The following is a 24,069-nucleotide window of genomic DNA, read 5'->3' as shown; positions in this document are numbered from 1 at the left end:
GGGGACAGCTTTGTAGGCCGGCTCCGCGTTGGCACGCACATGCAGTGTTCGGAACCCGACTGCGACCGGGAGGCCGCGGTCGAGCTGGACATCCCCTGGGACGAGAACCGGGCGGTGTGTCCCGCCCACGCCCGCGTCCTCGGCCGGCAGGACGGCGTCGTCGCCCTCCCGCTCGACGGCAAGGAGGACGAGTGGCCGTGACGTTCATCATGGCCGCCGAGCCGCCGACCTACTGTCCGTACTGCGGGGAGTCGGTCGACGAACGCGACGCCGACGGCGCCGCGACGCCCTACCGCCCGGGCTGCGCCGTGACGTTCTTCGAGGCGCAGCTGGTCTCGGCGCGATGGAGGAATACGGAGGGTGAGCGTGACGCCGGCTCAGACCGTCGTCGCCAGCATCACTTCGTCGACGTAGTCGTCGTCGATCTCGTAGTGGTTCTCGCGGACCGCCTCCGTCTCCCAGCCGTGCCGTTCCAGGAACGAGATGGCGGCCTCGTTCGTCGCCGGGACGGAGTTGTATATCTTCTCGTACTCGTTCGAGGCGGCCCACCCGACGCCGCGCTCGAGCAGGTGCGAGCCGATGTCGTGTCGGCGGTACTCCGAGAGCACCCCGACGGTCAGCTCGGCGGTGTGGGACAGCTTCTGCAGCTCCGGCGCACGGATGTGGACCCAGCCGACGACCTCGTCGCCGACGGTCGCGACGAAGAACATGCGTGACTCCAGCTCGTTGTGCCGGAGCAGTACCTCCTCGTGGTCCAGCACGTCGGCGACCGACTCGGCGACGATGTAGTCGCCGCTGCTGGCGACGGCCCGGATGGCACCGACGAGACCGGCGAGGTCCTCCTGTCTGGCCTGCCGGATGACGAAGTCGACCTCGTCGGAGGTGTGCTCCTCGGCCGCCGCCTCGTCCTCGAACGCGACCTTCAGGTCGCCGTCGGCGTCGTTCAGGTAGCCGTCGCGCTTCAGGATGGCGACGTGATGTCGGACGGCTCGCGGGTCCAGGTTCAGCGCCCGGTGGAGCGAGTCGCGCTCGACCGTGCCGTGGCTCTCGACGTACTCGTAGATACGCTCCCGGTCCTCGTGCTCGAAGCTCAGCTTGTCAGTGAGTTTCATGATAGTTGTTACCACGCATGGAGACGTAATGATTGTTTGGGAAGATTCCACACCCCCGGGAACTATCCCAGGCGCTCACCGCCGGTCGGGCACCGTCGTCAGCAACTGTGCCACGTCCCGGGCGCTGTGCGTATCGACGAGCACCTCGGCCCCGGTGCGGATGGCGAACGAGCAGTCCATCTCGACGCCGTAGCAAAGCGCGTACAGCTCGAGCCACTCGTTGAACACTGCCTCAAGTCGCTCGCGCTCGGCCGACGGCAGGTCGGGGCCGCCGGTCCGGCAGTCGGCGAAGAGCACGACCGCCGGGCCGACACCCTCGCGGACGTACTCGGTCGCCCGCGAGTCGGGGTCGGCTGGCGGTTCGAACCCGTCGCGCTCGCGGGCGACCTCCCGTTCGAGTTCGTCGATACGCGCGGCGACCGACATGGTTCAGCCCTGCTCGTACTCCACGCCCTTGCCGCCGCGTGGGTGCTCCCACTCCGTGTCGGCGACGACGGCGCAGGTACCACACTCCACGCAGGGCTGGGTGTCGAGGCTCACGACGCGCTCCTCGCTGCCGTTCGTTCCGACGGTCTCCGAGCGGTAGCAGCCGCCGCCGAAGTCCTCGGCGCTGACCGGGCATGCGGTGACCGCCGTGCCGCTGGCTGCCCAGGAGTTGTCGACCACCTCGATGTGTGGGTTGCCGATGTCGGTGTTGTAGCTCAGGTCGCCGATGCGCTCCTCCAGCGTCGGCGTCTCGACCGTGCTCTCGCCGCTGACCGGCACGCCCTGCTCCTCCCCGATGAGGGTGGGAACGGTGACGTAGGCCGGCTTGATGTCCGGCAGCATCGACAGCAGGCGCGGCGAGTTGAACGCCCGCTCGACCAGCGACTCCGCCGCGCCGGTCCGCAACACCGCGCGGCCGACCGGCGACTTGGCGACCGTCTCCATGACGTTCGCCATCGCGGGGTGTTCGCTGATGCCGCTCGTCCAGTCGTAGCTCTTCGGGCGGAGCTTGTCCATCACGCCCTCCCGGTCGAGCAGAGTGGCGTAGCGCTGGCCGGCGGTCTCCCCGGACCGGCCGCGTGCGGTCACGTACGCGTCCGCCGCGAGCGCACCGGCCGTCACGGCGTGGTTCATCCCCTTGATGATGGGCCCCTGGGCCTGCATCTGGCCGGCGGCGTCGCCGACGAGCAGCAGGCGGTCGCGGTGGGGCTCCTTCAGGGCAACTTTCTTCGAGTCGGGCACCAGCTTCGCGGAGTACTCGACCTCGTCGTACTCCTCCGGCAGCCAGTTCGAGAGGTGCGGATGGGTCAACAGCGCGTCGAGCAGTTCGTGCGTCTCGGCGCGCTCCTCGACGATGCTGTCGAGGTGGAACACGGTCCCGATGGAGAGCGTGTCCTGGTTCGTGTACATGAACCCGCCGCCCCGGGCATCCTGGAACAGGTCCCCCGAGAACAGCCGGGCAACGCCCTCGTCCTCGTCGACGCCGAACGTCTCCTGGACGAAGCCGTCGGGCACGTCGACGACGGCCTTGACGCCCTGGAACCACTCCTCGGGGTCGTCCCAGTCCATCAGGCCGGCCTCGCGGGCCAGCTCGGAGTTGACGCCGTCGGCCGCGATGACCACGTCGGCCTCGATGTCGTCCAGCTCGTCGCAGGTGACGCCGACGATCTCGCCGTTCTCTCGGAGCAGCCCGTTGACGCGCACGTCGGTCAGCAGGCCGCCGCCGCTCTCGCGGCACTTCTCGTGGACCCGTTCGGCCATCCACGAGTCCATCTTCCGGCGCAGTACCGCATCGCACCAGAGCGTGTCGTTCTCGTGCAGCGGCGTCAGGTCGTACGTCTTCACGCGGTTCCCCGCGATGTTGTCCATCTTGTAGTCCGTGATGGGACGCTCGCTCGCCTCCTCGCGGAAGTCGGGGAACAGGTCGTCGACGGTGTACGGGGCGGACTGCTCCGCGTAGATGAGCCCGCCGGAGACGTTCTTCGCGCCGGCGTCGGCGCCCCGTTCGAGCACGAGCGTCTCGACGCCGTGGTCGGCGAGCCGGGCCGCGGCCGCCGCACCACCGGGACCGGCGCCGACGACGACCGCCTCGTAGTGCTCGCGGTCAGTCATCGCCGGCACCTCCGGGCGCCGCGGCCGCCGCAAGCGCCTCGCTCACGTCGCCGCTCTCGACGGCGTCGATGAGCCCCGGGAGCACGTCGAACAGGTCGCCCTCGATGAAGTAGTCGGAGAAGTCCCTGATCCTCGCATCGGGGTCGGTGTTGATGGCGACGATGACGCCCGAGTCGTCCATGCCGACCTTGTGCTGGACCGCGCCGGAGATACCGGCGGCGATGTAGAGGTCGGGCGCGACGACCTGGCCCGTCTCGCCGATCTGGCGCTCCTCGTGGGTGTACTGCTCCACGTTGGCGTCGAACTGATACGAGCCAGTGACGATGCCACGGGTGACGCCCACGTCGGCGTCCTCGAAGCAGTCGGCGAGTTCGATGCCCAGCTCCATCCCCTTCGTCGGGTTGTCGCCGATGCCACGACCCATCGCGACGACGACCTCGTTGCCGGTGAGGTCGACGCCCTCGTCGAGCACGTCGTGGTCGGTGACCTCGACGTGGAACCAGCCGTCGTCGATGTCGCCGTCCCACTCGACGACCTCGCCCTCGCGGTCGGGGTCCGGGTCTGGCACCTCGAAGCTCCCCGGGATGACGGAGCCGCCCTGCGGGTGGAAGTCCCGATGCGGGTTGTCGATACAGAGGATGGTCGAGTACTCGAAGCCGGAGAAGTCCGGGCGTTTCATGTGCAGGATGCGGTCGAACGTCTTCGTCGTGCCCGGCTCGCCGGTCTTGACCGGGTTCGAGATCTCCGCGTCCTCGATGTAGAGCCCCGAACAGTCCGACGCCAGGCCGGAGTCGAGCTCCGCCTGCACGAGCGCCGAGAGGTCCCGCCCGTTGTTCGTCGCCGGGAACAGCACGTAGCGCGGCTCGTCGTAGTCGCGCCAGTCGGCCGGGTCGGGGTTGCCCTCGCCGGGGTCGCCACCCCAGCGCGCCACGTCACAGAAGATGCGCGTGTACGGCTTGTGCCGGAAGCGCGCGAGCCGGTCGTCCTCGACCGTGACGACCACGTCCGCGCCGAGTTCGATGCACTCCTCGGTGTGCTTCTCGACGTCGTCGCCGACGAGCACCGCGACGACCTTCTCGTCGCCACCGGAGGACTCGTCTTCCGAGCCTCCGCTCGCTTCGCTCGCGGAGACCCCGTAGTCCTCGTTGTACTGGTCCATCAGCTGGCGGGCCTTCCCGAGCATCTCGCGGGAGACGTCCAGCATGTCGCCCTGCTGGGTCTCGCAGTACACCCACATGTCCTCGTAGCTGCCGTCGTCGATGGCCCGGACGTGCCGCTTGTCGGCCGTCGGGTGGTCGAGGTCGGGGTGGCGCTCCTCCGGCGTCTCCGCCTCGACTTCCGTGTCCTCGCCGTCGTCCTCGCTCTCGCTGAGGTCGTCGATGCGCTTCTGGATGAGCCGTTTCGCACTGTCACGGCCCTCGGCGGCCTCCTCGGCCTCGAGCAGGGCTTCGAGGTCCTCGACCTCCTCGAGGTCCCTGACGGCGTTCCCGATGTCGGCGACGCTCATCTCGCTCGGGTCGAGGTCGCCGGCGTCGCCATCCTCGTCGTCCTCGCTGAACTTCTCGATGCGGCTCTCGATGAGCGTCACCGCACCGGTTCGGTTCTCGCCGTCCTGCTCGGCCTCGAGGATGGCCTCCAGCTCGTCGACGTCCGCGATGTCCTTCAGCTCGGGGCCGAGCTCGGCGATGGTGTACTCGCCGGGGTCGATAGTCGGCACCGTCAGTCACCCCCCGCGAACGGCGTCATCTCCTCGAGTACCTGTTCCATCCCCTCCTCGTCGTCCGGCGTCACCATCGTCGCCTCGCGCTCCGATGGCGACTTCGGGATGGGGTCGACCGACGAGACGATGGTCGGCGAGCCGTCCAGTCCGACGAAGTCCGGGTCGAGGTTCAGCTCCTCGTGGTTCCACATCGTGAGGTGGTCCTCGTAGTTCTCGGCGCGCTCTTTCGTCTGCTCGCGCAGGTCCTTCAGTTCGAGACGGTGCTCGGCGCGGCGGTACGTCGGCTCGAACTCGGGGTCCGTGACGACGACACAGGGCAGCGGTGCCTCGACGGTCTCGATCTCGTCAACGTCGCCCTCGACGAGGCGCTTCGCCCGCACCACCTCGTTCTCGGGCTCGATGTCGAGCGAGATGACGTGGGTGAGAATCGGCCGGTCCAGCCCCCAGCACGTCTGCGGGCCGGTGTGGCCCGTCTCGCCGTCGGCCGTCTTGAAGCCCGCGAACACCACGTCGGGCTCCGTCTCCATGTGTTCGAGCGCGGCCGTCAGCGTGATGGCCGTCGCCCAGGTGTCCGCCGCCGCGAACTCCCGGTCGGACACCAGCACGAGGTCGTCGGCGTACACGTCCCGCATCCCCTCCTCGAGGATGTTGTCGTAGCCGGGCGGGCCCATGCTGCAGAGTGTGACGTTCCCGCCGTGGCGCACCTTCGTCTGCAGGGCGGCACGCAGCGCGAACTTGTCGTTCGGGTTCATGACCGTCGGGGTCTTCCCGCGTTCGAGGTGGCCGTCCTCGTCGAAGGACACCTGGCCCTCTCGGAAGTCAGGGACCCCCTTCGTGAGTACTGCTATCTCCATCGGTGCCTATGCACGCCCCTGCCGTCCTGCGTCCACGTCGATGGCGTCCACCGGGCAGACGTCGACACAGAGCATACAGTCGATGCACTGGGCCTCGTTCGCCGGGTCGGCCTTGATCTCCGATTCCGGGTGTCCCGGCGTGTCCACCCACTCGAACACGTCCACTGGACAGTCCTCCAGACACGCGCCGTCCGCGAGACAGATGTCGAAGTCGACCGCGACGTGGGTGCCGTGGATGCCGAGCGTGTCGGGCTCCTCGACCGGGCCCCAGACGTCGTGGCCGTTGTGCTCGTCGACGAGCTCTCGATTCTCTTCGAAGTTCGGGTCAATGGGCATTGTCACCTAGGCACGAAGGCGGCCCGGGTCTTAAATTTACGTTCGTGAACGTCGGGAGGGCGGCGCGGTCGGCGGTCGCCACTGGTCACCGCGAGACCTGCTCGGAGCGCACCAGCATGCCCCTCGACGGCACAACATCCTTGACGACGACGACACTACCGGACGACATGGCACTCGGTTCCCTCACCGGTGGTGTCGACCCGGTCCTCGTCGCCGCCGTCGTCCTCCTGGTCGCCGGCATCGTCGGCAGCGTCGTCCCGTCGATGCCGGGCCCCCTGCTCTCGGTCGCGGGCGTCCTCGTCTTCTGGCTCTGGGGCGACGGCCTGGGCGTGTTCGTCGCGGTCGGCCTCGTCGCCGTCGGGCTGTTCGCCGTCGCGGCCGACCTCCTCGCGGACGCCGTCTCCGCACGCGTCGGCGGCGCGTCCTGGCGCACGACACTGCTGGCGAGCGCGGTCGGGCTCGCGCTGCTGTTCGTCACCGGCCCGGTGGGTATCGTCGTCGGCGTCGTCGGGACCGTCTTCGCGCTGGAGTACTGGGAGACCGAGGACCGCCGGCACGCTGCCCGGGCCGCCGCGACGACCAGCCTCGGCATCCTCGCGAGCGCGGTCGTGCAGGCGCTGCTGACGCTGTCGATGCTGCTCGGGTTCGGCCTGTTCGTCTTCGTCTGGTGAGAAGGAGCCGCGACGCCGTCGGTTCGGCAGCTACTCGTGGGCGAAGTACGCCACGGAGCCGTCCTCGTCGTGGGCGTCGACGCGGGCGAAGCCCACGCGCTCGAACTGGACCATCGTGTCGACCGGCTGGTCGCGGACGCCCGGTTCCGCGTACCCCTCGACGACGCCGTCCATCGTCCAGAGCTCGACGGGCTCGTTGTCCTCCGCGGGCACCCAGTGCACCACGTCGACGCCCTCCTCGCGCACCGCCGAGATGTCGTCGCCAGTGTACTGGAGCGCGTCGCGGGTGAACCGGAAACAGCCGAGGCCCTTCAGCCAGACCCGCTCCTCGCGCTCGGGCAGGTCCTTCGGTTCGAGCAGCACGGCGGAACTGACCGGAATCTCGCGGACACCGCGGTCCTCGTGGTCCGGGTGGACCGGCGGCTCGCCGAACTCGGGCGCGCCGCCGACGATGCCGAGTTCGGTGCCGTCGCGCACGAGGAACTGCCGGTCCGCACCGTCGTCGATGAGGTCGCGGTTCTTCGAGTAGACCGACGACATCGCGAGGTCGACGTTCGAGGTCGAGGTGCCGAGTTCGATCATCGACTCGACGATGGCCTCGCCGCGGATGCCCCGCCGTCGAAGGCTCTTGATGGTCGGCGCGCGCGGGTCGTCCCAGCCGTCGAGTTCGCCCGCGTCGATGAGCTCCTTCAGCGTCGAGGTTGACATCTTCACGTCGTAGGCGTCGACCTGGACGTGGCCCCAGTGGACGACCTCGGGGTACTCCCAGCCGAAGTAGTCGTAGACGAACTGCTGGCGCTTCGCGGAGTCCTGCAGGTCGATGCCGCGGATGATATGCGTGATGCCGACGAGGTGGTCGTCGATGCCGGACTGGAAGTCGAGCATCGGCCAGCAGCGGTACTCCTCGGCCTCCGGACGGGGGTGTGGTGTGTCTATCATCCGGAACGCCACCCAGTCACGGAGCGCGGGGTTCTTGTGCTCGATGTCGGTCTTCACCCGCAGGACCATCTCGCCGGAGCTGTACTCGCCCGCGACCATCTCCTCGAACTCCGCCATCGTGGTCTCGGCGTCCTTCCCGCGATGCGGGCAGGCCTGCCCACTGTTCTTCAGGTCCGAGAACTCCCCCTGCGGACAGGAGCAGGTGTACGCCCCGCCCATCTCGATGAGCTCCCGTGCGTGCTCGTAGTACGTCTCCAGGCGGTCGCTCGCTTTCAGCACCTCGTCGGGCTCGAAGCCGAGGTACTCGATATCCTCCAGGATGCCGTCGTAGGCGTCGAGGTCCGGGCGCTTCGTCTCCGGGTCGGTGTCGTCGAACCGGACGCAGAACCAGCCGTCGTAGCGCTCCTTGTACGTCCCGATGACGGCGGGCATCCGCGCGTGGCCGACGTGCCACGGCCCGTTCGGGTTCGGCGCACAGCGCATCCGGACCTGGTCGTACGCCTCGGCGTTGTCCAGGTCCGGCAGCGTGTGCTGCTCGCCCTCGTCCTCGCTGTCGAGCTCCGCCAGCAGCTCCGGTGCGAGTTCGCCAAGCCGCTCGCGCTTCTCGGCGTGGTCCATCTGGTTGACGCGCCCGCAGACGCCCCCGACCACGCCGGGCACCTCGTCGCCGTGCTCGCGGAAGGAGGGGTTCTCGCCCATCAGCGGGCCCATAACCGCGCCGACGGCGGCGTCGCTCTCGTGCTTGACCGCGTTGAACAGGGCGTGCTTCTCGGCCGCTCGCTCGACCTGCTCGCGTAGCGAATCGTCCATTGACAGGGCGTACAGCCGGAACCGTCAAAACAGTCGTGATGTTCGTCCCGGGAGTTCGAGTCGCGATGAGCCGGCACCAGCGACGTAATCGGGCCAGCCGGGGCTTTCGGGCTGGCCTCGACTACGAAAGTATCCGTCCGGAAAGCCAGCAGACCCGGCGTGCTCCAGCCACCGTGGAGCCACCCACGTACCGCATCCACCAGCCGCACCGCAGGTAGCCACTATCACACCGAAGTCGTCGTCGCACGCACCGCAGTCGTTGCCTCCGCACCGCAATCGCACCGCAGACCGCACGTGTCGACCGGCGTCGCGCCGGTCAGACCACCCAGATTCGGAGTGCCGGTCGGGAAGCCGGCACAGCCACGGACACAGTTGGTGTCGCCCTACTCGGTCGCGGATTCGGGGAACCGGCGCGTGTTGAACACGCGCTGGGCGACGAGCGCGTCGGACATCTCGCCCGAACGCCACTGGTCGACCCACGTCGCCTCGACGTGGTACTCCTCGGCCTGGCTCTCGAACCGGTCGGCGATGGCCGCCTCGAGCCGGGTCGAGGGGCCGCCGCTGTCGATGATGAGCCCGTACGAGGAGATGACCTGACCGATCTCGTCGCGGGACTCCGCGCGGTCCGACGCCTGTGACTCGTACTCGAGGGTCACGACCTCGTCGCTGTACGTCATGCTCGTCACCGACATACCGTGTGTCTCCTCGAGGATCCAGCGCAGTTCGCCGAGGGTTCCCTCGCCGTCCTGGTTCGGTTCCGACTTCTGTACCTGGTTGCCGCCGAGGCACCCGGCGAGTCCCGCCAGGGCCGCGGCACCACCCGCGAGGACGCTCCGTCGCGTCGTGCTGCTGTCCTGTGGCATAGCTACGGGTAGACCGGGACAGCCACTAAAACCGCGGAGGGTTTCGCCCCGCGATACGGCGTTCGACTCAGGAACTGAGTCGTGCGAGAACAGTCAGTAGCCGCGCTCTATCAGGTAGTCGGCGATATCGCACAGCAGGTCGCGCGCCTCGTTGTCCGGGAGGACCTCGAGCCGGGACTTGCCGCGCTGCACGAGGTCGCGCGCGGTCTGGTTGGCGTACTCGATGCTGCCCGCCTCCTCGAGCGTCGCCACCGCGTCGTCAATCTCGGGTTCGGTGACCGCCTCCACGCTGTCGGTGTCGACCAGCCCGCCGACGTCGACGCCCTGCTCGCGGGCGTGGACCGTGATGAGCGTCTGCTTGTTCTCGACGAGGTCCGAGCCGCGCTGCTTGCCGAGCTGGTCCGACGGGACGGTGAGGTCGAGCACGTCGTCCTGTATCTGGAACGCCCGCCCGACGTCGAGGCCGTAGCCGTACAGCGCGTCCACGACCTCCTCGTCCGCGGAGAGGAGTTCGCCGGCGATGGCGGCCGAGGCCGCGTACAGGACCGCCGTCTTCTGCTCGATCATCTCGAGGTACTCATCGGGGTCGACGTCGCGTCGCGTCTCGAACGAGACGTCGAGACTCTGGCCCTCGCAGATCTTCGTGCAGGTCGACGCCAGCGTGTCGGTGGCTGCGACGACCCGCTCCGGTGGGGCGTCCGTCTCGACCATGATCTCGAACGCCTTCGAGTACAGCGTGTCGCCCGCGAGGATGGCCGTCTCCAGGTCGTACTCCTTGTGGACCGCCGGCACGCCCCGCCGGAGGTCGTCGTCGTCCATGATGTCGTCGTGGATGAGGGTGAACGACTGGATGACCTCGACGCTGACGGCGGCGGCCATGAGGTCGACGGGCTCGTCGGTCAGTGACTGGAACTCGCGGTAGTCCGCCGACATCGGCTCCACGTCGGTCAGCGCCTCCCCGACGACGAGCAGCACCGTGGGCCGGAGCCGCTTCCCACCCGCGTCCAGCAGGTAGCGAGATGCCTCGTACAGCCGCTCGGGCGACTTGATGGGCAGCTCCTCGGTGATGGCCTCGTTGACGAGTTCGCGTCGCTGGCCCACCGCCTCGAGCACCGTCTGTTCTCGCGTCTGCGGGTCTGTCATGCTGTCACTCGGTCAGCTGGATGAGGTTGCCGTTACGGGTGACGTGGAGGTCGCGGCCCATCTTGTAGCCCTCGCTCTCGCAGAGGTTGACGTAGCCGCTGAAGCCGCTCATGTCCTGGTGGGCCGGGATGATGTTCTGGGGCTGGAGCGCCTGCAGCATCTCGTAGTGACCCTCCTGGTTCAGGTGGCCGGAGACGTGGATATCGTCGTAGATGCGTGCGCCCTGCATCCCGAGCAGGCGTTCGGACTGGTAGCGCTGGCCCTCGTTCGTCGGCTCCGGGATGACCCGGGCCGAGAAGATGACCTTGTCGCCGTCCTCTAACTCGTAGGGGGTCTCGCCGCGTCCCATCCGGGTGAGCATCGCGCGCGGCTCGCCCTGGTGGCCCGTGACGATGGGCAGGAAGTTGCCCTTGCCCTCCTTCATGACTCGCTTGAACGTTCGGTCGACGGACTTCCGGTGGCCGAACATCCCGAGGTCGCCCGGGAAGTCGACGAAGCCGAGACGCTCGGCGGTGCCGGAGTACTTCTCCATCGAGCGCCCGAGCAGCACCGGCTGGCGGCCGATGTCGCGGGCGAACTCGACGAGGGACTTCACGCGGGCGATGTGGCTGGAGAACGTGGTGGCGACGATGCCGCCGGAGTAGTCCTCCATCGAGTACATCACGTCCTTGAGGTGCCGTCGCGCGACGGACTCGCTGGGCGTGCGACCCTTCTTGTTCGCGTTGGTACAGTCCTCGATGTAACAGAGGACCCCCTCGCCCTCGCGGCCGATCTCGCGGAACCGCTTCATGTCGATGGGGTCGCCGATGACCGGCGTGTGGTCCATGCGCTTGTCCAGCCCGTAGACGACCGCGCCCTCGGGCGTGTGCAGGACCGGGTTGATGGCGTCGATGATGGAGTGTGTGACGTTGACGAACTCGAGCTCGACCTGCCCGGAGTCGCCGATGGTCATCGTCTCGCCGGCGTCCATCTTCACGAGGTCGTTCTCGACCCCGAACTTCTGCTCGCTCTCGACCTGCTGCTTGACGAGCTCGATGGTGAACGGCGTCGCCACGACGGGCGCGTCGTAGCGGTGGGCCAGCTTCGAGATGGCCCCGATGTGGTCGAGGTGGCCGTGCGTCGGCACGATGGCCTGCACGTCGCCCTCGAGTTCGCTCATGATCCGGTCGTCCGGGATGGCCCCCATGTCGATGAGGTCCAGGCTGTGCATCTTCTCGGTCTCGACGTTGTCGTGGATGAGAACCTGCGAGAGGTTCAGACCCATGTCGAAGACGACGACGTCGTCACCGGCTCGGACGGCAGTCATCTGCCGGCCGACTTCCTCGTATCCGCCAATGGTTGCGATTTCGATTTCCATGGTTGTGTAGCACCGAAATGCCGCGTCTCGGTATGTGCAAACTCCCCCGGAGAACGGAACGCTACGCCCCGGCGTCTTACAGCGCGTCGGCGCGCATCCCGCTATGTGGGCGCGGGCGCTGCCGGAGTCGCCGGCACCGTCGCGACCACACTTACCCGCGGGGTCTGTTAACCGACCCTTCTCGGTCCGAGGTTAAAAGCACGTGGGTTACGCGATGGCGACCGCCGGATGCGGGTTGGACTGTGCCGCGAGTGTGCGGCGCTGCGACACGGCCTCCGGGCTACCGCTGTGTGAACGTTCCACAGGTTTAACTTTCACTGTGCCGTACCCGAGGTATGGCGTCGTGCTCGTTCTGTGGGCGGTCCGTCGAGGGGTTCCCGTACTCCTGCAACGAGTGCGGCGAGACCCACTGTGGCCGCCACCGCCTCCCCGAGCGACACGAGTGTCGAGGACTGGCGCGAGTCTCGGACAGGGCCGACGAGGACGCGGCCTTCATCGGCCGGACCGAGGAGCACGACAGACAGGACGGCGGCGTCATCGCCCGGGCCTTCGACGCGGTGCTGGAACCACTCCGCCGGCTTCGGCGGTAGCAGCCCGCTCCTCGCGACCGCGGTTCACCCGACGGTCGTCCCCGGCGCCTCGCCGTCGAGGAACGCGGACAGGTCGTCCAGCCCGAACACGCTCGCCGGCGTCGGCAGAGCGAGCAGCGTCCGCACCTTCCCGGCCATCCCGCCGGAGACGTCCGTGGACTCGGCCCCGCCGAGCGCGTCGGCGGCGTCGTCGAAACGCTCGATTCTCGGAATCACCCCACCGTCGGTGTCGAGGACCCCGGGGACCGTCGAGCAGAGGCCGACCCGGTCCGCGTCGAGGTCCCGCGCGAGCGACGTGACGATCTCGTCGCCCGAGAGCACCGTCACACCCTCGCCGCGGTGCGCGATGACGTCACCGTGGAGAACCGGGACGAACCCCTCGGCCCGGAGCGTCGCGACCTGTTCGGCCGGCAGCGTGAGTTCCCCGCCCGGGTCCCGGCTCGCGGCCGAGAGCGGATGCACCGGCACCGCCGGTACGTCGCGGTCGTGCAGCCGCCGCAGCACGAGCCCGTTCAGCGCCTTCATCGCCGAGTGGATCTCGGTCAGACCCCCGATTTCGTGGGTCCCCGCAGTCGTGCTGACGCCGTGGGCCTCGGCGTTGTGGTGGCCGAAGCTCCCGCCGCCGTGGACCACCACGAGGTCGTCGGTCGCACGCGCAACCGCGTCCGCCGCCCGGTCGAGCGCCTCGCCGTCGACGGTCTCGGCCCGGTCCTTGTCGGTGATGACCGACCCACCGAGCTTGAGGACGGTCGTCACGGGACGATCACCCCGTCCCGGGCGAGCTCGGCACGGAACGCCACCTCGCAGGACTGCGAGTACGACAGCGCCGTCTCCGTCGCCGGCGAGTCGTCGAGCGCGACGATGCAGCCACCGCCCCCAGCGCCCGTCAGCTTCGCGCCGTACGCACCCGCCTCGCGGGCGGTCCACACCATCTCGTCGAGCGACCGCGAGGAGACGCCCAGCGCCTCCAGCAACCCGTGGTCGAAGTCCATCAGCCGTCCGAGCTCGTCGAGCGAGGGGTCGTCCTCGGTCAGGACGGCCTCGCCACGGCGGACGATGTCGCCGATAGCGGTGACCGTGTCCGCCGCGAAGTCGTACCGCTCGCGCAGGTCGCGGACTCCCGCGACCAGCTCGCCGGTGTTGCCCGACCCGCCGTCGAACCCGATGACGAACGGGAGGTCCGGCGCGTCGAGCGTCCGGCAGTCCTCGCCCTCGACGCGGACCGCACCGCCCATCGCGGAACAGAACGTGTCCGCCCGCGACGCCTGCCCGTCCTGGACGTCGCTTTCGACCTGGTAGGCGCGGGTCGCGACCTCCCGCGGGTCCAGCTCGACGCCGAGCTCCGCCGCGGTCGCCGCGATGGTCGCGACGACGACCGCCGCCGAGGAGCCCAGCCCTGCACCGAGCGGGATCTCGCTCTCGACGGTGACGTCGAATCCCACGTCCGACACGTCGCAGGCGTCCCTGGCCTGCTCGACCGCACCGTCGACGTACTCCGTCGCCGCCTCGAGCAGCTCGGTGGGGACCTCCACGCCGAGCTCGTCCGTCGCCGCGCCGTACTCGACGGTGAACCCCTCTATCTCGAGGTCGCGGGCGTCGACGCGGAGCCTGCCGTCGGCACGCTCCTCGACCGCGACGGTCGCCCGCCGCTCGACTGCACACGGGACCGCCGGCTCGCCGTAGACGACCGCGTGCTCCCCGAACAGGTACACCTTCCCTGGGGCGCTTGCCGTGACCATACCGACTCTCTCCCCCGCCACTGGTATGAGTGTTGTCGATTCCGCGGGAGCCAGAACACTCCTAAGTATCGCAACCAATCTACACGTTAGGCACGTGTATCCGTCTCTCCGCCTCTACATCGCTTCGATGCTGTTCTCGGCTGTCGTCGCAGGCGGCCTCGCTGTGCTGGTCTCGCGTCGCGACGACGGCCGGGGTGGTCGCTGGTTCGCGCTCTCGGTCGGCGGCATCGCTCTCTGGACGGGGTCGCAGTCCCTGTCGGTGCTGGCCACCACCCGAGCCACGTCGATACTCTGGCTGAAACTGACGTTCCTCGGGTCCGCGGCCGCCGGCGTCGCACTCCTGCTGTTCGCCATGGTGTACACCGGTCGCGGCCACCTCGTGACGCCGCGACTCGTCGCGCTGCTCTCCGCGGAGCCGCTGCTGACCCTGACGCTCATGTTCACCACGGAGCGCCACGACCTCCTCTACAGGTCCATCGCGCTCGACACGGAGACGGGGCGGCTCCTGATCGTCGAATACGGCTCGATGTACTTCGTGCACCTCGCGTACATGTCGCTCCTGCTCGCGGTCACCACCGCGTTGCTGGTACAGCTCTGCTTCCGCGCCCGGAACCTCTACCGGGGGCAGGCCGTCGCCATCCTCGTCGCGGTCGGGCTCCCGTGGGCCGGCACCGTCGTCGACGGCGTCGTCTCTCCACAGTTGCGGGTCACCGAACCCTCGTTCGCCGTCAGCGTGATATCGCTCTGGTTCGGGCTGTTCTGGTACGACCTCGTCGAGGTCCCACCCGTCGCCCGGGCCCGCGTCCTCGAGACCCTCTCCGAGGGCGTGCTCGTCGTGAACGGCCGCGGCAGGATGGTCGACCTCAACCCGGTCGCCGCGTCGCTACTCGACCTCGACGAGTCCGCCGTCGGCGACCCGGCGACGGACGCACTCGCTGCCCACCCCCCACTGCGTGCCGTCGTCACCGACCCGACGGCGCGTACAGCCGACCCCATCCGCATCGACGCCGCGGCCGGCGAACGGTACCTGGAGGTCGAACGCACCACCCTCGGCGAGCACGCCGGCGAGGTGTTCCTCCTCCAGGACGTCACCGACCGCATCCGCCGCGAACGCGAGCTCGAACGCCAGAACGAGCGCCTCGACCAGTTCGCCAGCGTCGTCAGCCACGACCTCCGCAACCCGCTGAACGTCGCCGAGGGCTACGTCGACCTGCTCCACGACCACGTCGACGGACAGGAGGGCACCACCTACCTCGAGGAGGTCGAGACCAGCCACGACCGCATGGGTCGTATCGTCGACGACGTGCTCGCACTCGCCCGCGACGGTGACGCCGTCGAACAGCCCGAGCCCGTCCCGCTCTCGGACCTCGTCGCGGACGCCTGGGCGCAGGTCGAGACCGCCGACGCCACGCTCGCCTGCGAACTCGACCGCACCGTCCAGGGCGACCGCGGCCAGCTCCAGCGCAGCTTCGAGAACCTGTTCCGGAACGCGGTCGAACACGCTGGCCGGACCGTGACCGTCACGGTCGACGAACTCGACGACGGCAGGGGCTTCTTCGTCGCCGACGACGGCCCGGGCATCCCCGACACCGAGCGCGAGGCCATCATCGACTCCGGCCACTCGGGCACCGACGGCACCGGACTCGGACTCGCCATCGTCGAGAACGTCGTCCGCGCCCACGGCTGGACACTCGCAGTCACCGACTCCGAGCCCGGCGGCGCGCGTTTCGAGATCCGGGACGTCGAGTTCGTCGCCGTCGAGGCCACGGCGTGAGAACAGCAGTCGCTCCGTGCCGGTGGAGAACGGGAAAAAGTCAGCCAGTTCAGATACCGCTCTCGAAGTCGTCGAGGGAGTACGTGGGCTCGGCACCGCGGCGGTCGAGCGTCTCGTTGGCCAGCAGCCAGTAGACGACCGACAGCGCCTTGCGCCCCTTGTTGTTCGTCGGGACGACGAGGTCGACGTTGCTCGTCTGGTTGTTCGAGTCACACATCGCGATGACCGGGATGCCGACCGTGATGGCCTCCTTGACGGCCTGGGCGTCGCCGATGGGGTCGGTGACGACCAGCACGTCCGGCTCGATGTAGCCGTCGTACTTCGGGTTCGTCAGCGTGCCGGGGATGAACCGGCCTGTCCGGGCGCGTGCGCCGACCGCGTCGGCGAACTTCTCGGCCGGGAACCGACCGTACTGGCGCGAGGACGTGACGAGGATCTGCTCGGGATTGTAGTTCGAGAGGAAGTCCGCAGCCGTCCGGATGCGGCTGTCGGTCGTCCCGACGTCGAGGACGTACAGCCCGTCGGTCCGGACACGGTGGATGAACCGCTCCATGTCCTTGGTCTTCTGCTGGGTACCGATGTGGACACCGGCACCGAGGTAGTCCTCGACGGGGATGAGGAGGTCGGCCTCGTCGTCGGCCATGACGTCCTCGTCCATCGCGGACTCCTCCTCCTCTGGTTCGGCCTCGGCCTCGACGGCCTCGGCGTCCTGTTCCTCGGTGGGCTCGGCGTCCTCGACGGGTGCCTCGTCGGCCGCCTCGTCGGCGGCGTCGAGGTCCACGTCGGAGTCGGACGCGTCGAGCCCCTCCTGATCGGGTTCCTGGTCTGTCATAGTGCGTCGTCTGCGATTCGGATGAGTTCGTTCAGCTTGGCGGTTCGCTCGCCGCCGACCGCGCCCGTCTTGATGAACGGTGCGTCGGTCGCGACGGCGAGGTGTGCGATCGTCGTGTCCTCGGTCTCGCCCGAACGGTGGGAGATGACCGGGTCGTAGCCGTTCCGGACCGCGAGCTCGACCGCGTCGAACGCGTCGGTCAGCGTCCCGATCTGGTTCGGCTTGATGAGGATGCTGTTGCCGGCGCCGAGCTCGATGCCGGTCGAGAGCCGCTCCGTGTTGGTGACGAACAGGTCGTCCCCACAGACGAGCGTGCGGTGGCCCACGCGGTCCGTGAGCGTCGCGTAGCTCTCGTAGTCGTCCTCGTCGAGGGGGTCCTCGACGTAGACGAGGTCGTACTCGTCGACGAGTTCGGCGATGTACTCGATCTGCTCGTCGGTCGTCCGCTCGTCGTCGCCGTAGCGGTAGACCCCCTCGTCGGCGTCGTACAGCTCCGCGGCGGCCACGTCGAGGCCGAAGCCGACCTCGAAGCCGACCTCGTCCTCGACGAGCTCCGTCGCCTCCTCGACGATCTCGAACGCCTCGGCGTCGTCGATAGACGGCGCCCAGGCACCCTCGTCACCCTTGCCGCAGGGGACGCCACGCTCGTCGAGCAGGTCAGCGACGGCCTCGTGGACGGCCGCGTTCGCGAACACCGCGTCCGCGACGTTCGGCGCGCCGACCGGCGCGGCGAGGAACTCCTGGATGTGGGTCGCGTCGGCGGCGTGTTCGCCACCGCCGACCACGTTGCCCAGCGGAACCGGGAAGTTCTCGCCGCGGAACGCACCGCCGAGGTGCTGGAACAGCGGCGCGCCGAGGACGTCCGCACCGGCCTTCGCCGCCGCCATCGAGATGGCGACCGCGCTGTTGGCGCCGATGCCGGAGAAGTCGTCGGTGCCGTCCGCCGCGTTGAGTGCGGCGTCGACCTCGCGCTGGTTCCCGGCGTACACCTGGCCGACGAGACGCGGAATCGCGTCCTCGCGGGCGTTCGCGATGGCCTCGCCCGGTGGGAGTTCGACCGCCTCGTACTCGCCCGTGCTCGCACCCGAGGGTGCGGCCGCACGACCGAAGCCACCGCTCTCGGTGAGCACGTCGGCCTCGACCGTGGGGTTCCCACGGGAGTCGAGCACACGTCGGAGTCGGACGTCGCTGACGAGCGTCATTCCTTCCCTCGTTTGACCGTGAACGGGAGCGCGTTCGCGTCGTACTCCTCCGCAGCGACGAGGATCGGCTCCGTCTGGTCCGTCTCGATGAGGACCGGCGCACCGTATGACACCTGCAGCGCTCGCGCGCCGAGGATGCGTGCCTTCTCGTACCGGTTGTATCGTTGTCGGGGCATTACTGGTAGGGGCTCACGATGTCGACGAGGTCCTTGTGCGAGACGAGCATCCGGCGACAGCAGTAGCGGTCGACGCCGAGCTCGTCGAGCACCTCTTCGGGGTCCTCGTCACCCTCTCGGGTCCGCGCTTTGAACTCCTCCCAGTGCTCGCCGACGACGTTGCCGCACGTGAAACACCGGACTGGTACCATCATGGACTGATCACCTTAGCGGTAGGACTTCTGGTAGCGGGCCCGAGCGCCGGGACCGCCCCACTTCTTGGGTTCGGACTGGCGGACGTCGTTGACCAGCAGCGAGCGGTCGAACTCCATGTACGCGTCGCGGAGTTCGGCGTCGCCGGAGTGCTGGACGAGGCCACGGGCGATCGCGGTGCGCACCGCGTCGGCCTGGCCGCTGATGCCGCCACCGGAGACCTCGACGTCGACGTCCACGTCGTCGCGGACGTCGTCGACGATGCGGAACGGCTCCAGCATCTTGAGCCGGGAGATCTCGGGTTCGACGAGCTCGACCGGCTTGGAGTTGATTCGAACGCGACCCTCGCCTTCCGAGACGGTCGCGCGGGCGATGGCCGTCTTCTTCTTGCCTGATGTGTTCGTTACCATGTGACGTTAGCACCCAGTTCAGCCGAGACCTCACCCAGCTGGACGAACTTGATGTTCGAGAGCCGATCCAGCGACGTGCCGTCGAGCACCTCGCCGTCGTCGTCGTACGGGTTGCCGACGTAGACGCGGACGCCCTCGAACGCTTCGCGGCCTGCCGTCGTCTTGTACGGCATCATGCCGCGGATGGACCGCTTGAAGATGCGGTCCGGGCGCTTCGGGTAGTACGGGCCGCTGTCGGAGCCGACCTCGACACGCTTCCGGTAGGTCGACATGATGTCGTCCTCCGAGCCCGTGATGACCGCCTCCTCGGCGTTGACGACCGCGACCGTCTCGCCGTCGAGTGCGCGCTCTGCGACCTGGGACGCGACACGACCGAGGATACAGTCGCTGGCGTCCACGATGACGTCTGCGTCGAACTCTGCGAGACTCATCGGATCACCCGGACGTTCGAGCCTTCGGGGTTCTGTTCGATTGCCTGTTCCAGTTCGAGCGATTCGCCGACCTGGTCGATCTTGGTCTCCGCGGACGACGAGAAGTCGACCGCCGCGACCGTGACCGACTTCGAGAGGGCACCCGAACCGAGCACCTTGCCCGGGACGATGACCGTCTCGTCTTCCTGTGCGTATCGCTCGATCCGACCGAGATTGACCTCCGCGTGCGTGCGTCGGGGCTTCTCGAGTCGGGTTGCTACGTCGCTCCAGACGTCAGCGTCCTTCTCTCTGGACACCGACTTCAGCTTGGCGATGAGACTGCCGAGCCGTGGGTTTGTCTTACTCATGACTTTCCTCCTGCTAGTTTCGGTAGAAGTGGATGCAGGGAGCAGGATTTGAACCTGCGGACCCCTATGGGACAGCGCCCTGAACGCTGCGCCGTTGGCCAGACTTGGCTATCCCTGCTCGCACCCTTGCGGGTACACATCCCTTCTGTGCCCCCCTTCAAACCACTTTCGATTGTCGACCACGAAGCGGGGACGGGAGCGTCGTCGCTCCGCGTGCGAGACCAGGTGGTCTCGCCCCCGCGAGCGGCAGTCAGGGTGTGGTTGGAAGGGGTCATATTCTTACAACGATACCGCGTCTTCGAGCTCGAGCGCGCGCGACTCGATGGAGTCGGTTGCGCGGTTGACGAGCTCCTCGACCGTCATCGACCCGTCGGTCTCGACGTGGAACACGAACGCCTTCTCGACGTCGTGCACCGCGACTTCCTTACCCGGGAACTTCTGGGTGAGGTCGTTGTCGAATTCGGCCGTGTCGACGAGTTCGCCGTCGATCTCGACGACGCCTCGCACGATGTTCGGTTCGCTCTCCTCGAACTCGTCGGCGTCGCCGACGACCTCCACGCGCTGGAGGTGCCGGTAGCCGACCGAGACGCCGCCCTGATGCTTGGCGTGAGCCTTGCCGGTTTCGAGGACCGCGTCGGCTTCGAGTTCGAGACGCTGGCCGTCCTTCAGCTCGATGATGGGGACGTTCTGGTCCGCGGGCTGGACCATGTCGTCCGCGCTGACGAGATCGCCGGAGTACGCCGTCGCCGGCCCCGCCACGTCGATGGAGAGCGTGACGACGTCGTCCTCGTCGAACTCGGCCGGCGGGGTCGTGAGCGGCACGAGCCCCAGGCGGAGCGCGATCTGCTCGTCGAACATCACCGACGAGTTCTCGATGACGCGAACCTCGTCGATTGCGAGGGTGGGCACGTCTGCGATCATCGTCCGGCGGATGCCGTTCGCGAACGCGGGGGTGACCCCGCGAACGAGGAACAGCGCCTTCCGGTCGCCGCGTTCGACGAACTCGACCTCGTAGTCCTCGTCCATGGCTCAGAACCCGCCCTTGCCTTTCGGTGCTCGGGACCCGTCGTGCGGGATCGGCGTGACGTCCTCGATGCGGCCGATCTCGAAGTCCTCACGGGCGAGTGCGCGAATCGCTGCCTGCGCACCCGGACCGGGGGACTTCTGCAGGTTGCCACCGGGGCCGCGCACGCGAACGTGCAGGCCCTCGATGCCAGCCGCGCGGATCTCGTCCGCGATGGACTCGACCATCTGCATCGCCGCGTACGGCGAGGCCTCGTCACGGTTCTGCTTGACAGCAGTTCCGCCGGAGGACTTCGCGATGGTCTCCGCGCCGGTCAGGTCCGTGACCGTCATGACGGTGTTGTTGAACGATGCGTGTACGTGGGCGACGCCCCACTTGTCGTCTTCTTGTTCTGCCATGTTACTGACCCTCCGCACGCTCGGGGTGCAGGTCGTCCGCGAGCGGACTGTTCTCGTCGAACGCGATGCTGTCCTCCTCGGACACCTCGACCGTGTACGAGGGCACGCGAACGCGTGCGCCGTCGACGGTGATGTGTCCGTGGACGATGAACTGCCGCGCCTGGCTGGTCGTGTTGGCCAGCCCCTTGCGGTAGGCCACCGTCTGGAGGCGGCGTTCGAGGATGTCCGAGATCTCGAGCGACAGGACCTGGTCGAGCTGGTCCTCCTCGTCGAGGATGCCGATGCGCTTGAGTCGTGTGAGGAACTCGCCGCCTGCGGTGGCGACCTCGTCCTCGGACTGGGTCTGACCGAGCAGGTCACGGGCCTCGCGACGGTAGTCGCGCAGCTCGGACTGTGCTCGCCAGAGCTCCTCCTTGTTCTTCAGGCCGTAGCGCTCGACGAGGCTGTGTTCCTCGCTGATGCGCTCGCCCTGCCACGGGTGGTTCGGCGTCTCGTAGGACTTCGTGTTGCTACCGAGCGCCATTATTCGTCACCCTCCTCGGCGGCCTCCTCGGCCTCCTGCTCCCGGATCTCCTCGACGTTGACGCCGATGGTCCCCTCGGTACGACCGGTGGACTTCGTGCGCTGGCCGCGCACCTTCTGTCCCTTCTTGTGCCGGACGCCCTTGTAGGAGCTGATCATCTTCATCCGGTTGATGTCGTAGCGCCGCGACATCTGGAGCTCGTTGCCGACCTCGTGGGTGGTCTCGCCGGTGTAGAAGTCGTTCTGGCGGTTGGTGAGCCAGTCCGGAACTTCGTCGGCGTACTCCTCTACTTTCTCGACGACGGCGTCGATCGCGTCGTCGTCCAGACGGCCGAACGTGGCCGTCCGGTCGACGCCCGCCTTGTCGGCGATGATACGCGCCGTGCGTCGGCCGATGCCGTTCATCTCGATGAGCGAGCGTTCGACGGACTTCGTCCCATCGAGGTCTGTCTGCCCGATGCGGACGAAGTACTGAAGGTCTTCGTCGTCTTGCTCGTCCTGTGGTTCTTCTGCACTCATGTGTGGTGGTGTGCGAAGTGCCCGCTGCACTTCTGGTTGGATGGTCACACCGTGCCCAAAAGCCGGTGTGAAGTTCCGACGTCGTGGCTGGGATTCGAACCCAGGAGGCTTGACGCCACAGAGTTAGCAACCCTGCGCCTTGGGCCAGGCTTGGCTACCACGACTCGCGTGTGTTATCTCCGCCCTCTCGGACTCGGGACCGATGCCCCTACAGCGTAGTGCGTCTTCACCTTTTCCGGTACACTACTTAAGCCCAACGGAACGCCCCCGTGGTGAGGAACCGTCGCACGCGGGCGGTTCGTTCACTTTGAAACGTCTCGACTACGGCCTCGAAACCGTCGTTCGTTCGTGTTCCCCCTCCTCGGACGCCTGTACTTCTTCAGGGTAGTTCTCGTCGAAAGTGATGGTAAGACGGTACGAGTCGACCGATTCGTCGCCCTCACAACCGCTGTTTTCCGGTTCGACGCCGGTAGTACCGACAGCGACTGTCAATACCTTCGTCTCCTCATCGTACGTAATCGAGTCGAGTGCTGCTCGGCTGCAGTTCCCGGACCCGACACGGAGCGAGCCGAATACGAGAATTTCACCATCCCCTCGATTGAATCGGACTCTGGGAGGGTCTTCGAGGTCGGGAATTTCTTCGTCCGTGTTTCTACTCTCGTCGAGTACCGTGAATTCAGCGTGGACGTATGCGGGAGGACCCTGCGTAGAGGACGAGATATTCAGTGCGCCCAGGCAACCGGAGAACGCGACTGTTGCAGTAGTTGCCGCTTTCACGGCCGTTCGCCGGTTCATACCGACTCCACTGGGGCCGTGATATTAAATTATTATAAAAATAATGTTTTATTTGTATGCAAACCATTGCAGGGCACGAGGCGGTAGAGCGGGCCGGGAGGTTCAGTCGGTCGAGCCGTAGCCGTCCTCAACCCCGCCGTCGTACACGGGTTCCGGTCTGCTCCCGTCGGTGTCGGACACGGCGGGCGTGTCCAGATACTCGTCGTTGACCTCCCACTCGCCGTCGCCGTTCCGGACCATGTACTCGCCGTAGAACGGGACCCGGTTCGCGACGGTCTCGCGGAACGTCTCTCGAATCTCCGCTTTCGACATCTCGCCCATCGAGCGCAGGTCGTCGTTGCGGTTGAGACAGCCCTTCAGGTAGCCGTCGTGGGTGACCCGCACCCGGTGGCAGTTCGCACAGAACGTCGGGTTCTCGACGGGGTCGACGATCTCGACCATGCCGCCGGTCGTGCCGTCCACGTCAGCCTCCTCGGGCGCGTCCTCGTCTCGAATCCAGTAGCGCCGTCGGTCGTGCATCTCGCGGTGTTCGACCCGGTCTGCCCGCTCGCCCAGCCAGTCGTGGACGCGGTCGATGTCGATGGCCCACTCCGGTTTACCGACCAGCTCGGGCATGTACTCGATGAGCTGGAGCCGGAGCCCGTCGTTCTCCGCGACGTGGTCGACCATCTCGGGGACGTAGCCGGCGGTCTTCTCGAAGACCACCATGTTGAGCTTCACCGGCGCGAGCCCCGCGTCGAGGGCGGCTTCGACGCCTTCGAGCACTCGGTCGTACGCGCCGGACTGCGTGACCGCGGCGAACTGCTCGGGGTCCAGTGCGTCCTGCGAGACGTTCACCCGCGAGAGCCCGGCGTCGACGAGGGCCTCGGCCCGGCCGGGCAGGAACGTCCCGTTCGTCGTCATCGAGGCCTCCATCGAGTCGGGGGTGCGCCGGATGATCTCCTCCAGGTCCTGCCGGAGCATCGGCTCGCCGCCGGTGAACTTCACGCTGTCGACGTCGAACTCGGCCGCGACCTCCAGAAAGCGGACCACGTCGTCGGCGCTCATCTCGTGGTCCTGGGCAGCCATCGGGCCGCGCGTGTCGCCCAGCCCCTCGTTGTGGCAGTAGACGCAGTCGAAGTTGCACCGGTCGGTCAGCGAGACCCGCACCCCGGAGACCTCCCGACCGAACTCGTCTGCGAGCATGTGTCACACGATGGGCTCGAACGTGCTTAAA

29 protein-coding genes and 2 tRNA genes are annotated in these 24,069 nt (G+C 67.6%); 4 read left to right on the top strand and 27 right to left on the bottom strand.

The annotated features are described in order from the left end of the window. Positions 1-39 precede the first annotated feature (39 nt). Positions 40-201, top strand: a complete 162-nt coding sequence (locus tag BLT27_RS19630; RefSeq protein ID WP_175526376.1) for a DUF8014 family protein — start codon at positions 40-42, stop codon at positions 199-201. Between the two features lie 176 nt (positions 202-377). On the opposite strand, the gene BLT27_RS03995 is transcribed toward BLT27_RS19630, so the two are convergent. The 6 genes from BLT27_RS03995 to BLT27_RS03970 form a co-directional block, all read right to left on the bottom strand. After that, positions 378-1,112 carry a GNAT family N-acetyltransferase gene (locus BLT27_RS03995; protein WP_089731738.1) on the bottom strand — a complete coding sequence of 245 codons (735 nt, stop codon included), beginning with the start codon at positions 1,110-1,112 and terminating at the stop codon, positions 378-380. A gap of 75 nt (positions 1,113-1,187) precedes the next feature. Beyond that, positions 1,188-1,538, bottom strand: coding sequence for a DUF8055 family protein (locus BLT27_RS03990; RefSeq protein ID WP_089731737.1), 351 nt, complete (start codon positions 1,536-1,538; stop codon positions 1,188-1,190). Positions 1,539-1,541: 3 nt separating this feature from the next. Beyond that, the gene (locus BLT27_RS03985; RefSeq protein ID WP_089731736.1) at positions 1,542-3,209 is read right to left on the bottom strand and encodes an FAD-dependent monooxygenase; all 1,668 of its coding nucleotides are present in this window, start codon (positions 3,207-3,209) and stop codon (positions 1,542-1,544) included. Continuing rightward, positions 3,202-4,926, bottom strand: coding sequence for an electron transfer flavoprotein subunit alpha/FixB family protein (locus tag BLT27_RS03980; protein WP_089731735.1), 1,725 nt, complete (start codon positions 4,924-4,926; stop codon positions 3,202-3,204). Before BLT27_RS03980 ends, BLT27_RS03985 begins: the two co-directional genes overlap by 8 nt. A gap of 2 nt (positions 4,927-4,928) precedes the next feature. After that, positions 4,929-5,783, bottom strand: a complete 855-nt coding sequence (locus BLT27_RS03975) for an electron transfer flavoprotein subunit beta/FixA family protein (RefSeq protein WP_089731734.1) — start codon at positions 5,781-5,783, stop codon at positions 4,929-4,931. Positions 5,784-5,789: 6 nt separating this feature from the next. Beyond that, positions 5,790-6,119, bottom strand: coding sequence for a 4Fe-4S dicluster domain-containing protein (locus BLT27_RS03970; RefSeq protein ID WP_089731733.1), 330 nt, complete (start codon positions 6,117-6,119; stop codon positions 5,790-5,792). 167 nt (positions 6,120-6,286) lie between these two features. Between BLT27_RS03970 and BLT27_RS03965 the strand changes: the two genes are divergently transcribed. Beyond that, a complete protein-coding gene (locus tag BLT27_RS03965) occupies positions 6,287-6,790 on the top strand; it encodes a DUF456 family protein (RefSeq protein ID WP_089731781.1) in 504 nt (167 codons plus the stop codon). Positions 6,791-6,820: 30 nt separating this feature from the next. On the opposite strand, the gene BLT27_RS03960 is transcribed toward BLT27_RS03965, so the two are convergent. From BLT27_RS03960 to BLT27_RS03945, 4 genes are all read right to left on the bottom strand, one after another. Next, a complete protein-coding gene (locus BLT27_RS03960) occupies positions 6,821-8,539 on the bottom strand; it encodes a glutamate--tRNA ligase (protein WP_089731732.1) in 1,719 nt (572 codons plus the stop codon). A 383-nt stretch (positions 8,540-8,922) separates the two neighbouring features. Further along, on the bottom strand, positions 8,923-9,402 hold the full coding sequence (locus tag BLT27_RS03955; RefSeq protein ID WP_089731731.1) for a DUF8159 domain-containing protein: 480 nt from the start codon (positions 9,400-9,402) through the stop codon (positions 8,923-8,925). A 93-nt stretch (positions 9,403-9,495) separates the two neighbouring features. Then, positions 9,496-10,545, bottom strand: coding sequence for a geranylfarnesyl diphosphate synthase (gene idsA3 / locus BLT27_RS03950; RefSeq protein WP_089731730.1), 1,050 nt, complete (start codon positions 10,543-10,545; stop codon positions 9,496-9,498). Positions 10,546-10,549: 4 nt separating this feature from the next. Then, positions 10,550-11,902 (bottom strand): ribonuclease J, encoded by a 1,353-nt coding sequence (locus BLT27_RS03945; protein ID WP_089731729.1) that lies wholly within the window; start codon positions 11,900-11,902, stop codon positions 10,550-10,552. A 335-nt stretch (positions 11,903-12,237) separates the two neighbouring features. Between BLT27_RS03945 and BLT27_RS03940 the strand changes: the two genes are divergently transcribed. Next, positions 12,238-12,492 carry an AN1-type zinc finger protein gene (locus tag BLT27_RS03940; RefSeq protein WP_089731728.1) on the top strand — a complete coding sequence of 85 codons (255 nt, stop codon included), beginning with the start codon at positions 12,238-12,240 and terminating at the stop codon, positions 12,490-12,492. A 24-nt stretch (positions 12,493-12,516) separates the two neighbouring features. Here the strand turns inward: BLT27_RS03940 and BLT27_RS03935 are convergent, their stop codons facing one another. Then, a complete protein-coding gene (locus BLT27_RS03935) occupies positions 12,517-13,248 on the bottom strand; it encodes an isopentenyl phosphate kinase (protein ID WP_089731727.1) in 732 nt (243 codons plus the stop codon). Next, positions 13,245-14,231 carry a mevalonate kinase gene (mvk, locus tag BLT27_RS03930; RefSeq protein ID WP_089731726.1) on the bottom strand — a complete coding sequence of 329 codons (987 nt, stop codon included), beginning with the start codon at positions 14,229-14,231 and terminating at the stop codon, positions 13,245-13,247. The genes BLT27_RS03935 and mvk overlap by 4 nt, the downstream gene beginning before the upstream one ends. Before the next feature lie 127 nt (positions 14,232-14,358). On the opposite strand from mvk, the gene BLT27_RS03925 reads away from it, so the two are divergent. Next, positions 14,359-16,005 (top strand): sensor histidine kinase, encoded by a 1,647-nt coding sequence (locus tag BLT27_RS03925; protein ID WP_175526375.1) that lies wholly within the window; start codon positions 14,359-14,361, stop codon positions 16,003-16,005. A gap of 49 nt (positions 16,006-16,054) precedes the next feature. On the opposite strand, the gene rpsB is transcribed toward BLT27_RS03925, so the two are convergent. The 15 genes from rpsB to moaA all read right to left on the bottom strand — a co-directional run bounded on the left by rpsB (position 16,055) and on the right by moaA (position 24,038). Then, positions 16,055-16,837 carry a 30S ribosomal protein S2 gene (gene rpsB, locus BLT27_RS03920; protein WP_089731724.1) on the bottom strand — a complete coding sequence of 261 codons (783 nt, stop codon included), beginning with the start codon at positions 16,835-16,837 and terminating at the stop codon, positions 16,055-16,057. Next, positions 16,834-18,039 (bottom strand): phosphopyruvate hydratase, encoded by a 1,206-nt coding sequence (gene eno / locus BLT27_RS03915; protein ID WP_089731723.1) that lies wholly within the window; start codon positions 18,037-18,039, stop codon positions 16,834-16,836. Before eno ends, rpsB begins: the two co-directional genes overlap by 4 nt. Next, the gene (locus BLT27_RS03910; protein WP_089731722.1) at positions 18,036-18,215 is read right to left on the bottom strand and encodes a DNA-directed RNA polymerase subunit K; all 180 of its coding nucleotides are present in this window, start codon (positions 18,213-18,215) and stop codon (positions 18,036-18,038) included. Before BLT27_RS03910 ends, eno begins: the two co-directional genes overlap by 4 nt. Next, positions 18,215-18,409 (bottom strand): DNA-directed RNA polymerase subunit N, encoded by a 195-nt coding sequence (locus tag BLT27_RS03905; RefSeq protein WP_089731721.1) that lies wholly within the window; start codon positions 18,407-18,409, stop codon positions 18,215-18,217. The genes BLT27_RS03910 and BLT27_RS03905 overlap by 1 nt, the downstream gene beginning before the upstream one ends. A 12-nt stretch (positions 18,410-18,421) precedes the next feature. After that, entirely contained in the window at positions 18,422-18,817 is a 396-nt protein-coding gene (locus BLT27_RS03900) for a 30S ribosomal protein S9 (protein ID WP_089731720.1), read from the bottom strand. Then, entirely contained in the window at positions 18,811-19,248 is a 438-nt protein-coding gene (locus tag BLT27_RS03895) for a 50S ribosomal protein L13 (RefSeq protein WP_089731719.1), read from the bottom strand. Before BLT27_RS03895 ends, BLT27_RS03900 begins: the two co-directional genes overlap by 7 nt. After that, positions 19,245-19,640, bottom strand: coding sequence for a 50S ribosomal protein L18e (locus BLT27_RS03890; RefSeq protein WP_368086024.1), 396 nt, complete (start codon positions 19,638-19,640; stop codon positions 19,245-19,247). Before BLT27_RS03890 ends, BLT27_RS03895 begins: the two co-directional genes overlap by 4 nt. Next, a tRNA-Leu gene (locus BLT27_RS03885) sits at positions 19,629-19,713 on the bottom strand. The genes BLT27_RS03890 and BLT27_RS03885 overlap by 12 nt, the downstream gene beginning before the upstream one ends. Before the next feature lie 161 nt (positions 19,714-19,874). Next, the gene (locus tag BLT27_RS03880) at positions 19,875-20,621 is read right to left on the bottom strand and encodes a DNA-directed RNA polymerase subunit D (RefSeq protein ID WP_089731717.1); all 747 of its coding nucleotides are present in this window, start codon (positions 20,619-20,621) and stop codon (positions 19,875-19,877) included. 3 nt (positions 20,622-20,624) lie between these two features. Beyond that, positions 20,625-21,017 (bottom strand): 30S ribosomal protein S11, encoded by a 393-nt coding sequence (locus BLT27_RS03875; protein WP_089731716.1) that lies wholly within the window; start codon positions 21,015-21,017, stop codon positions 20,625-20,627. Position 21,018: 1 nt separating this feature from the next. After that, complete coding sequence (locus BLT27_RS03870; RefSeq protein ID WP_089731715.1) at positions 21,019-21,540, bottom strand: 30S ribosomal protein S4; 522 nt, start codon at positions 21,538-21,540, stop codon at positions 21,019-21,021. Then, on the bottom strand, positions 21,540-22,058 hold the full coding sequence (locus BLT27_RS03865) for a 30S ribosomal protein S13 (RefSeq protein ID WP_089731714.1): 519 nt from the start codon (positions 22,056-22,058) through the stop codon (positions 21,540-21,542). The genes BLT27_RS03870 and BLT27_RS03865 overlap by 1 nt, the downstream gene beginning before the upstream one ends. Positions 22,059-22,137: 79 nt before the next feature. Then, positions 22,138-22,222 (bottom strand) — tRNA-Ser (locus BLT27_RS03860). 157 nt (positions 22,223-22,379) lie between these two features. Continuing rightward, a complete protein-coding gene (locus tag BLT27_RS19020) occupies positions 22,380-22,853 on the bottom strand; it encodes a hypothetical protein (RefSeq protein WP_139172241.1) in 474 nt (157 codons plus the stop codon). Between the two features lie 102 nt (positions 22,854-22,955). Beyond that, entirely contained in the window at positions 22,956-24,038 is a 1,083-nt protein-coding gene (gene moaA / locus BLT27_RS03855) for a GTP 3',8-cyclase MoaA (RefSeq protein WP_089731713.1), read from the bottom strand. Between the last annotated feature and the right edge of the window lie 31 nt (positions 24,039-24,069).

The organism is Haloarchaeobius iranensis, assembly GCF_900103505.1.
GTDB classification, from domain to species: Archaea; Halobacteriota; Halobacteria; order Halobacteriales; family Natrialbaceae; genus Haloarchaeobius; species Haloarchaeobius iranensis.
This window is presented reverse-complemented; position numbering and strand designations above follow the sequence as displayed.

What these genes read in the sequence shown, in the direction of transcription:
- BLT27_RS19630 (WP_175526376.1), top strand. Translation starts at nt 40, where the DNA reads ATGCAGTGTTCGGAACCCGACTGCGACCGGGAGGCCGCGGTCGAGCTG.
- BLT27_RS03995 (WP_089731738.1), bottom strand. Translation starts at nt 1,112, where the DNA reads ATGAAACTCACTGACAAGCTGAGCTTCGAGCACGAGGACCGGGAGCGT.
- BLT27_RS03990 (WP_089731737.1), bottom strand. Translation starts at nt 1,538, where the DNA reads ATGTCGGTCGCCGCGCGTATCGACGAACTCGAACGGGAGGTCGCCCGC.
- BLT27_RS03985 (WP_089731736.1), bottom strand. Translation starts at nt 3,209, where the DNA reads ATGACTGACCGCGAGCACTACGAGGCGGTCGTCGTCGGCGCCGGTCCC.
- BLT27_RS03975 (WP_089731734.1), bottom strand. Translation starts at nt 5,783, where the DNA reads ATGGAGATAGCAGTACTCACGAAGGGGGTCCCTGACTTCCGAGAGGGC.
- BLT27_RS03970 (WP_089731733.1), bottom strand. Translation starts at nt 6,119, where the DNA reads ATGCCCATTGACCCGAACTTCGAAGAGAATCGAGAGCTCGTCGACGAG.
- BLT27_RS03965 (WP_089731781.1), top strand. Translation starts at nt 6,287, where the DNA reads ATGGCACTCGGTTCCCTCACCGGTGGTGTCGACCCGGTCCTCGTCGCC.
- BLT27_RS03960 (WP_089731732.1), bottom strand. Translation starts at nt 8,539, where the DNA reads ATGGACGATTCGCTACGCGAGCAGGTCGAGCGAGCGGCCGAGAAGCAC.
- BLT27_RS03955 (WP_089731731.1), bottom strand. Translation starts at nt 9,402, where the DNA reads ATGCCACAGGACAGCAGCACGACGCGACGGAGCGTCCTCGCGGGTGGT.
- idsA3 (WP_089731730.1), bottom strand. Translation starts at nt 10,545, where the DNA reads ATGACAGACCCGCAGACGCGAGAACAGACGGTGCTCGAGGCGGTGGGC.
- BLT27_RS03945 (WP_089731729.1), bottom strand. Translation starts at nt 11,902, where the DNA reads ATGGAAATCGAAATCGCAACCATTGGCGGATACGAGGAAGTCGGCCGG.
- BLT27_RS03940 (WP_089731728.1), top strand. Translation starts at nt 12,238, where the DNA reads ATGGCGTCGTGCTCGTTCTGTGGGCGGTCCGTCGAGGGGTTCCCGTAC.
- mvk (WP_089731726.1), bottom strand. Translation starts at nt 14,231, where the DNA reads ATGGTCACGGCAAGCGCCCCAGGGAAGGTGTACCTGTTCGGGGAGCAC.
- BLT27_RS03925 (WP_175526375.1), top strand. Translation starts at nt 14,359, where the DNA reads ATGCTGTTCTCGGCTGTCGTCGCAGGCGGCCTCGCTGTGCTGGTCTCG.
- rpsB (WP_089731724.1), bottom strand. Translation starts at nt 16,837, where the DNA reads ATGACAGACCAGGAACCCGATCAGGAGGGGCTCGACGCGTCCGACTCC.
- eno (WP_089731723.1), bottom strand. Translation starts at nt 18,039, where the DNA reads ATGACGCTCGTCAGCGACGTCCGACTCCGACGTGTGCTCGACTCCCGT.
- BLT27_RS03910 (WP_089731722.1), bottom strand. Translation starts at nt 18,215, where the DNA reads ATGCCCCGACAACGATACAACCGGTACGAGAAGGCACGCATCCTCGGC.
- BLT27_RS03905 (WP_089731721.1), bottom strand. Translation starts at nt 18,409, where the DNA reads ATGATGGTACCAGTCCGGTGTTTCACGTGCGGCAACGTCGTCGGCGAG.
- BLT27_RS03900 (WP_089731720.1), bottom strand. Translation starts at nt 18,817, where the DNA reads ATGGTAACGAACACATCAGGCAAGAAGAAGACGGCCATCGCCCGCGCG.
- BLT27_RS03895 (WP_089731719.1), bottom strand. Translation starts at nt 19,248, where the DNA reads ATGAGTCTCGCAGAGTTCGACGCAGACGTCATCGTGGACGCCAGCGAC.
- BLT27_RS03880 (WP_089731717.1), bottom strand. Translation starts at nt 20,621, where the DNA reads ATGGACGAGGACTACGAGGTCGAGTTCGTCGAACGCGGCGACCGGAAG.
- BLT27_RS03875 (WP_089731716.1), bottom strand. Translation starts at nt 21,017, where the DNA reads ATGGCAGAACAAGAAGACGACAAGTGGGGCGTCGCCCACGTACACGCA.
- BLT27_RS03870 (WP_089731715.1), bottom strand. Translation starts at nt 21,540, where the DNA reads ATGGCGCTCGGTAGCAACACGAAGTCCTACGAGACGCCGAACCACCCG.
- BLT27_RS03865 (WP_089731714.1), bottom strand. Translation starts at nt 22,058, where the DNA reads ATGAGTGCAGAAGAACCACAGGACGAGCAAGACGACGAAGACCTTCAG.
- BLT27_RS19020 (WP_139172241.1), bottom strand. Translation starts at nt 22,853, where the DNA reads ATGAACCGGCGAACGGCCGTGAAAGCGGCAACTACTGCAACAGTCGCG.
- moaA (WP_089731713.1), bottom strand. Translation starts at nt 24,038, where the DNA reads ATGCTCGCAGACGAGTTCGGTCGGGAGGTCTCCGGGGTGCGGGTCTCG.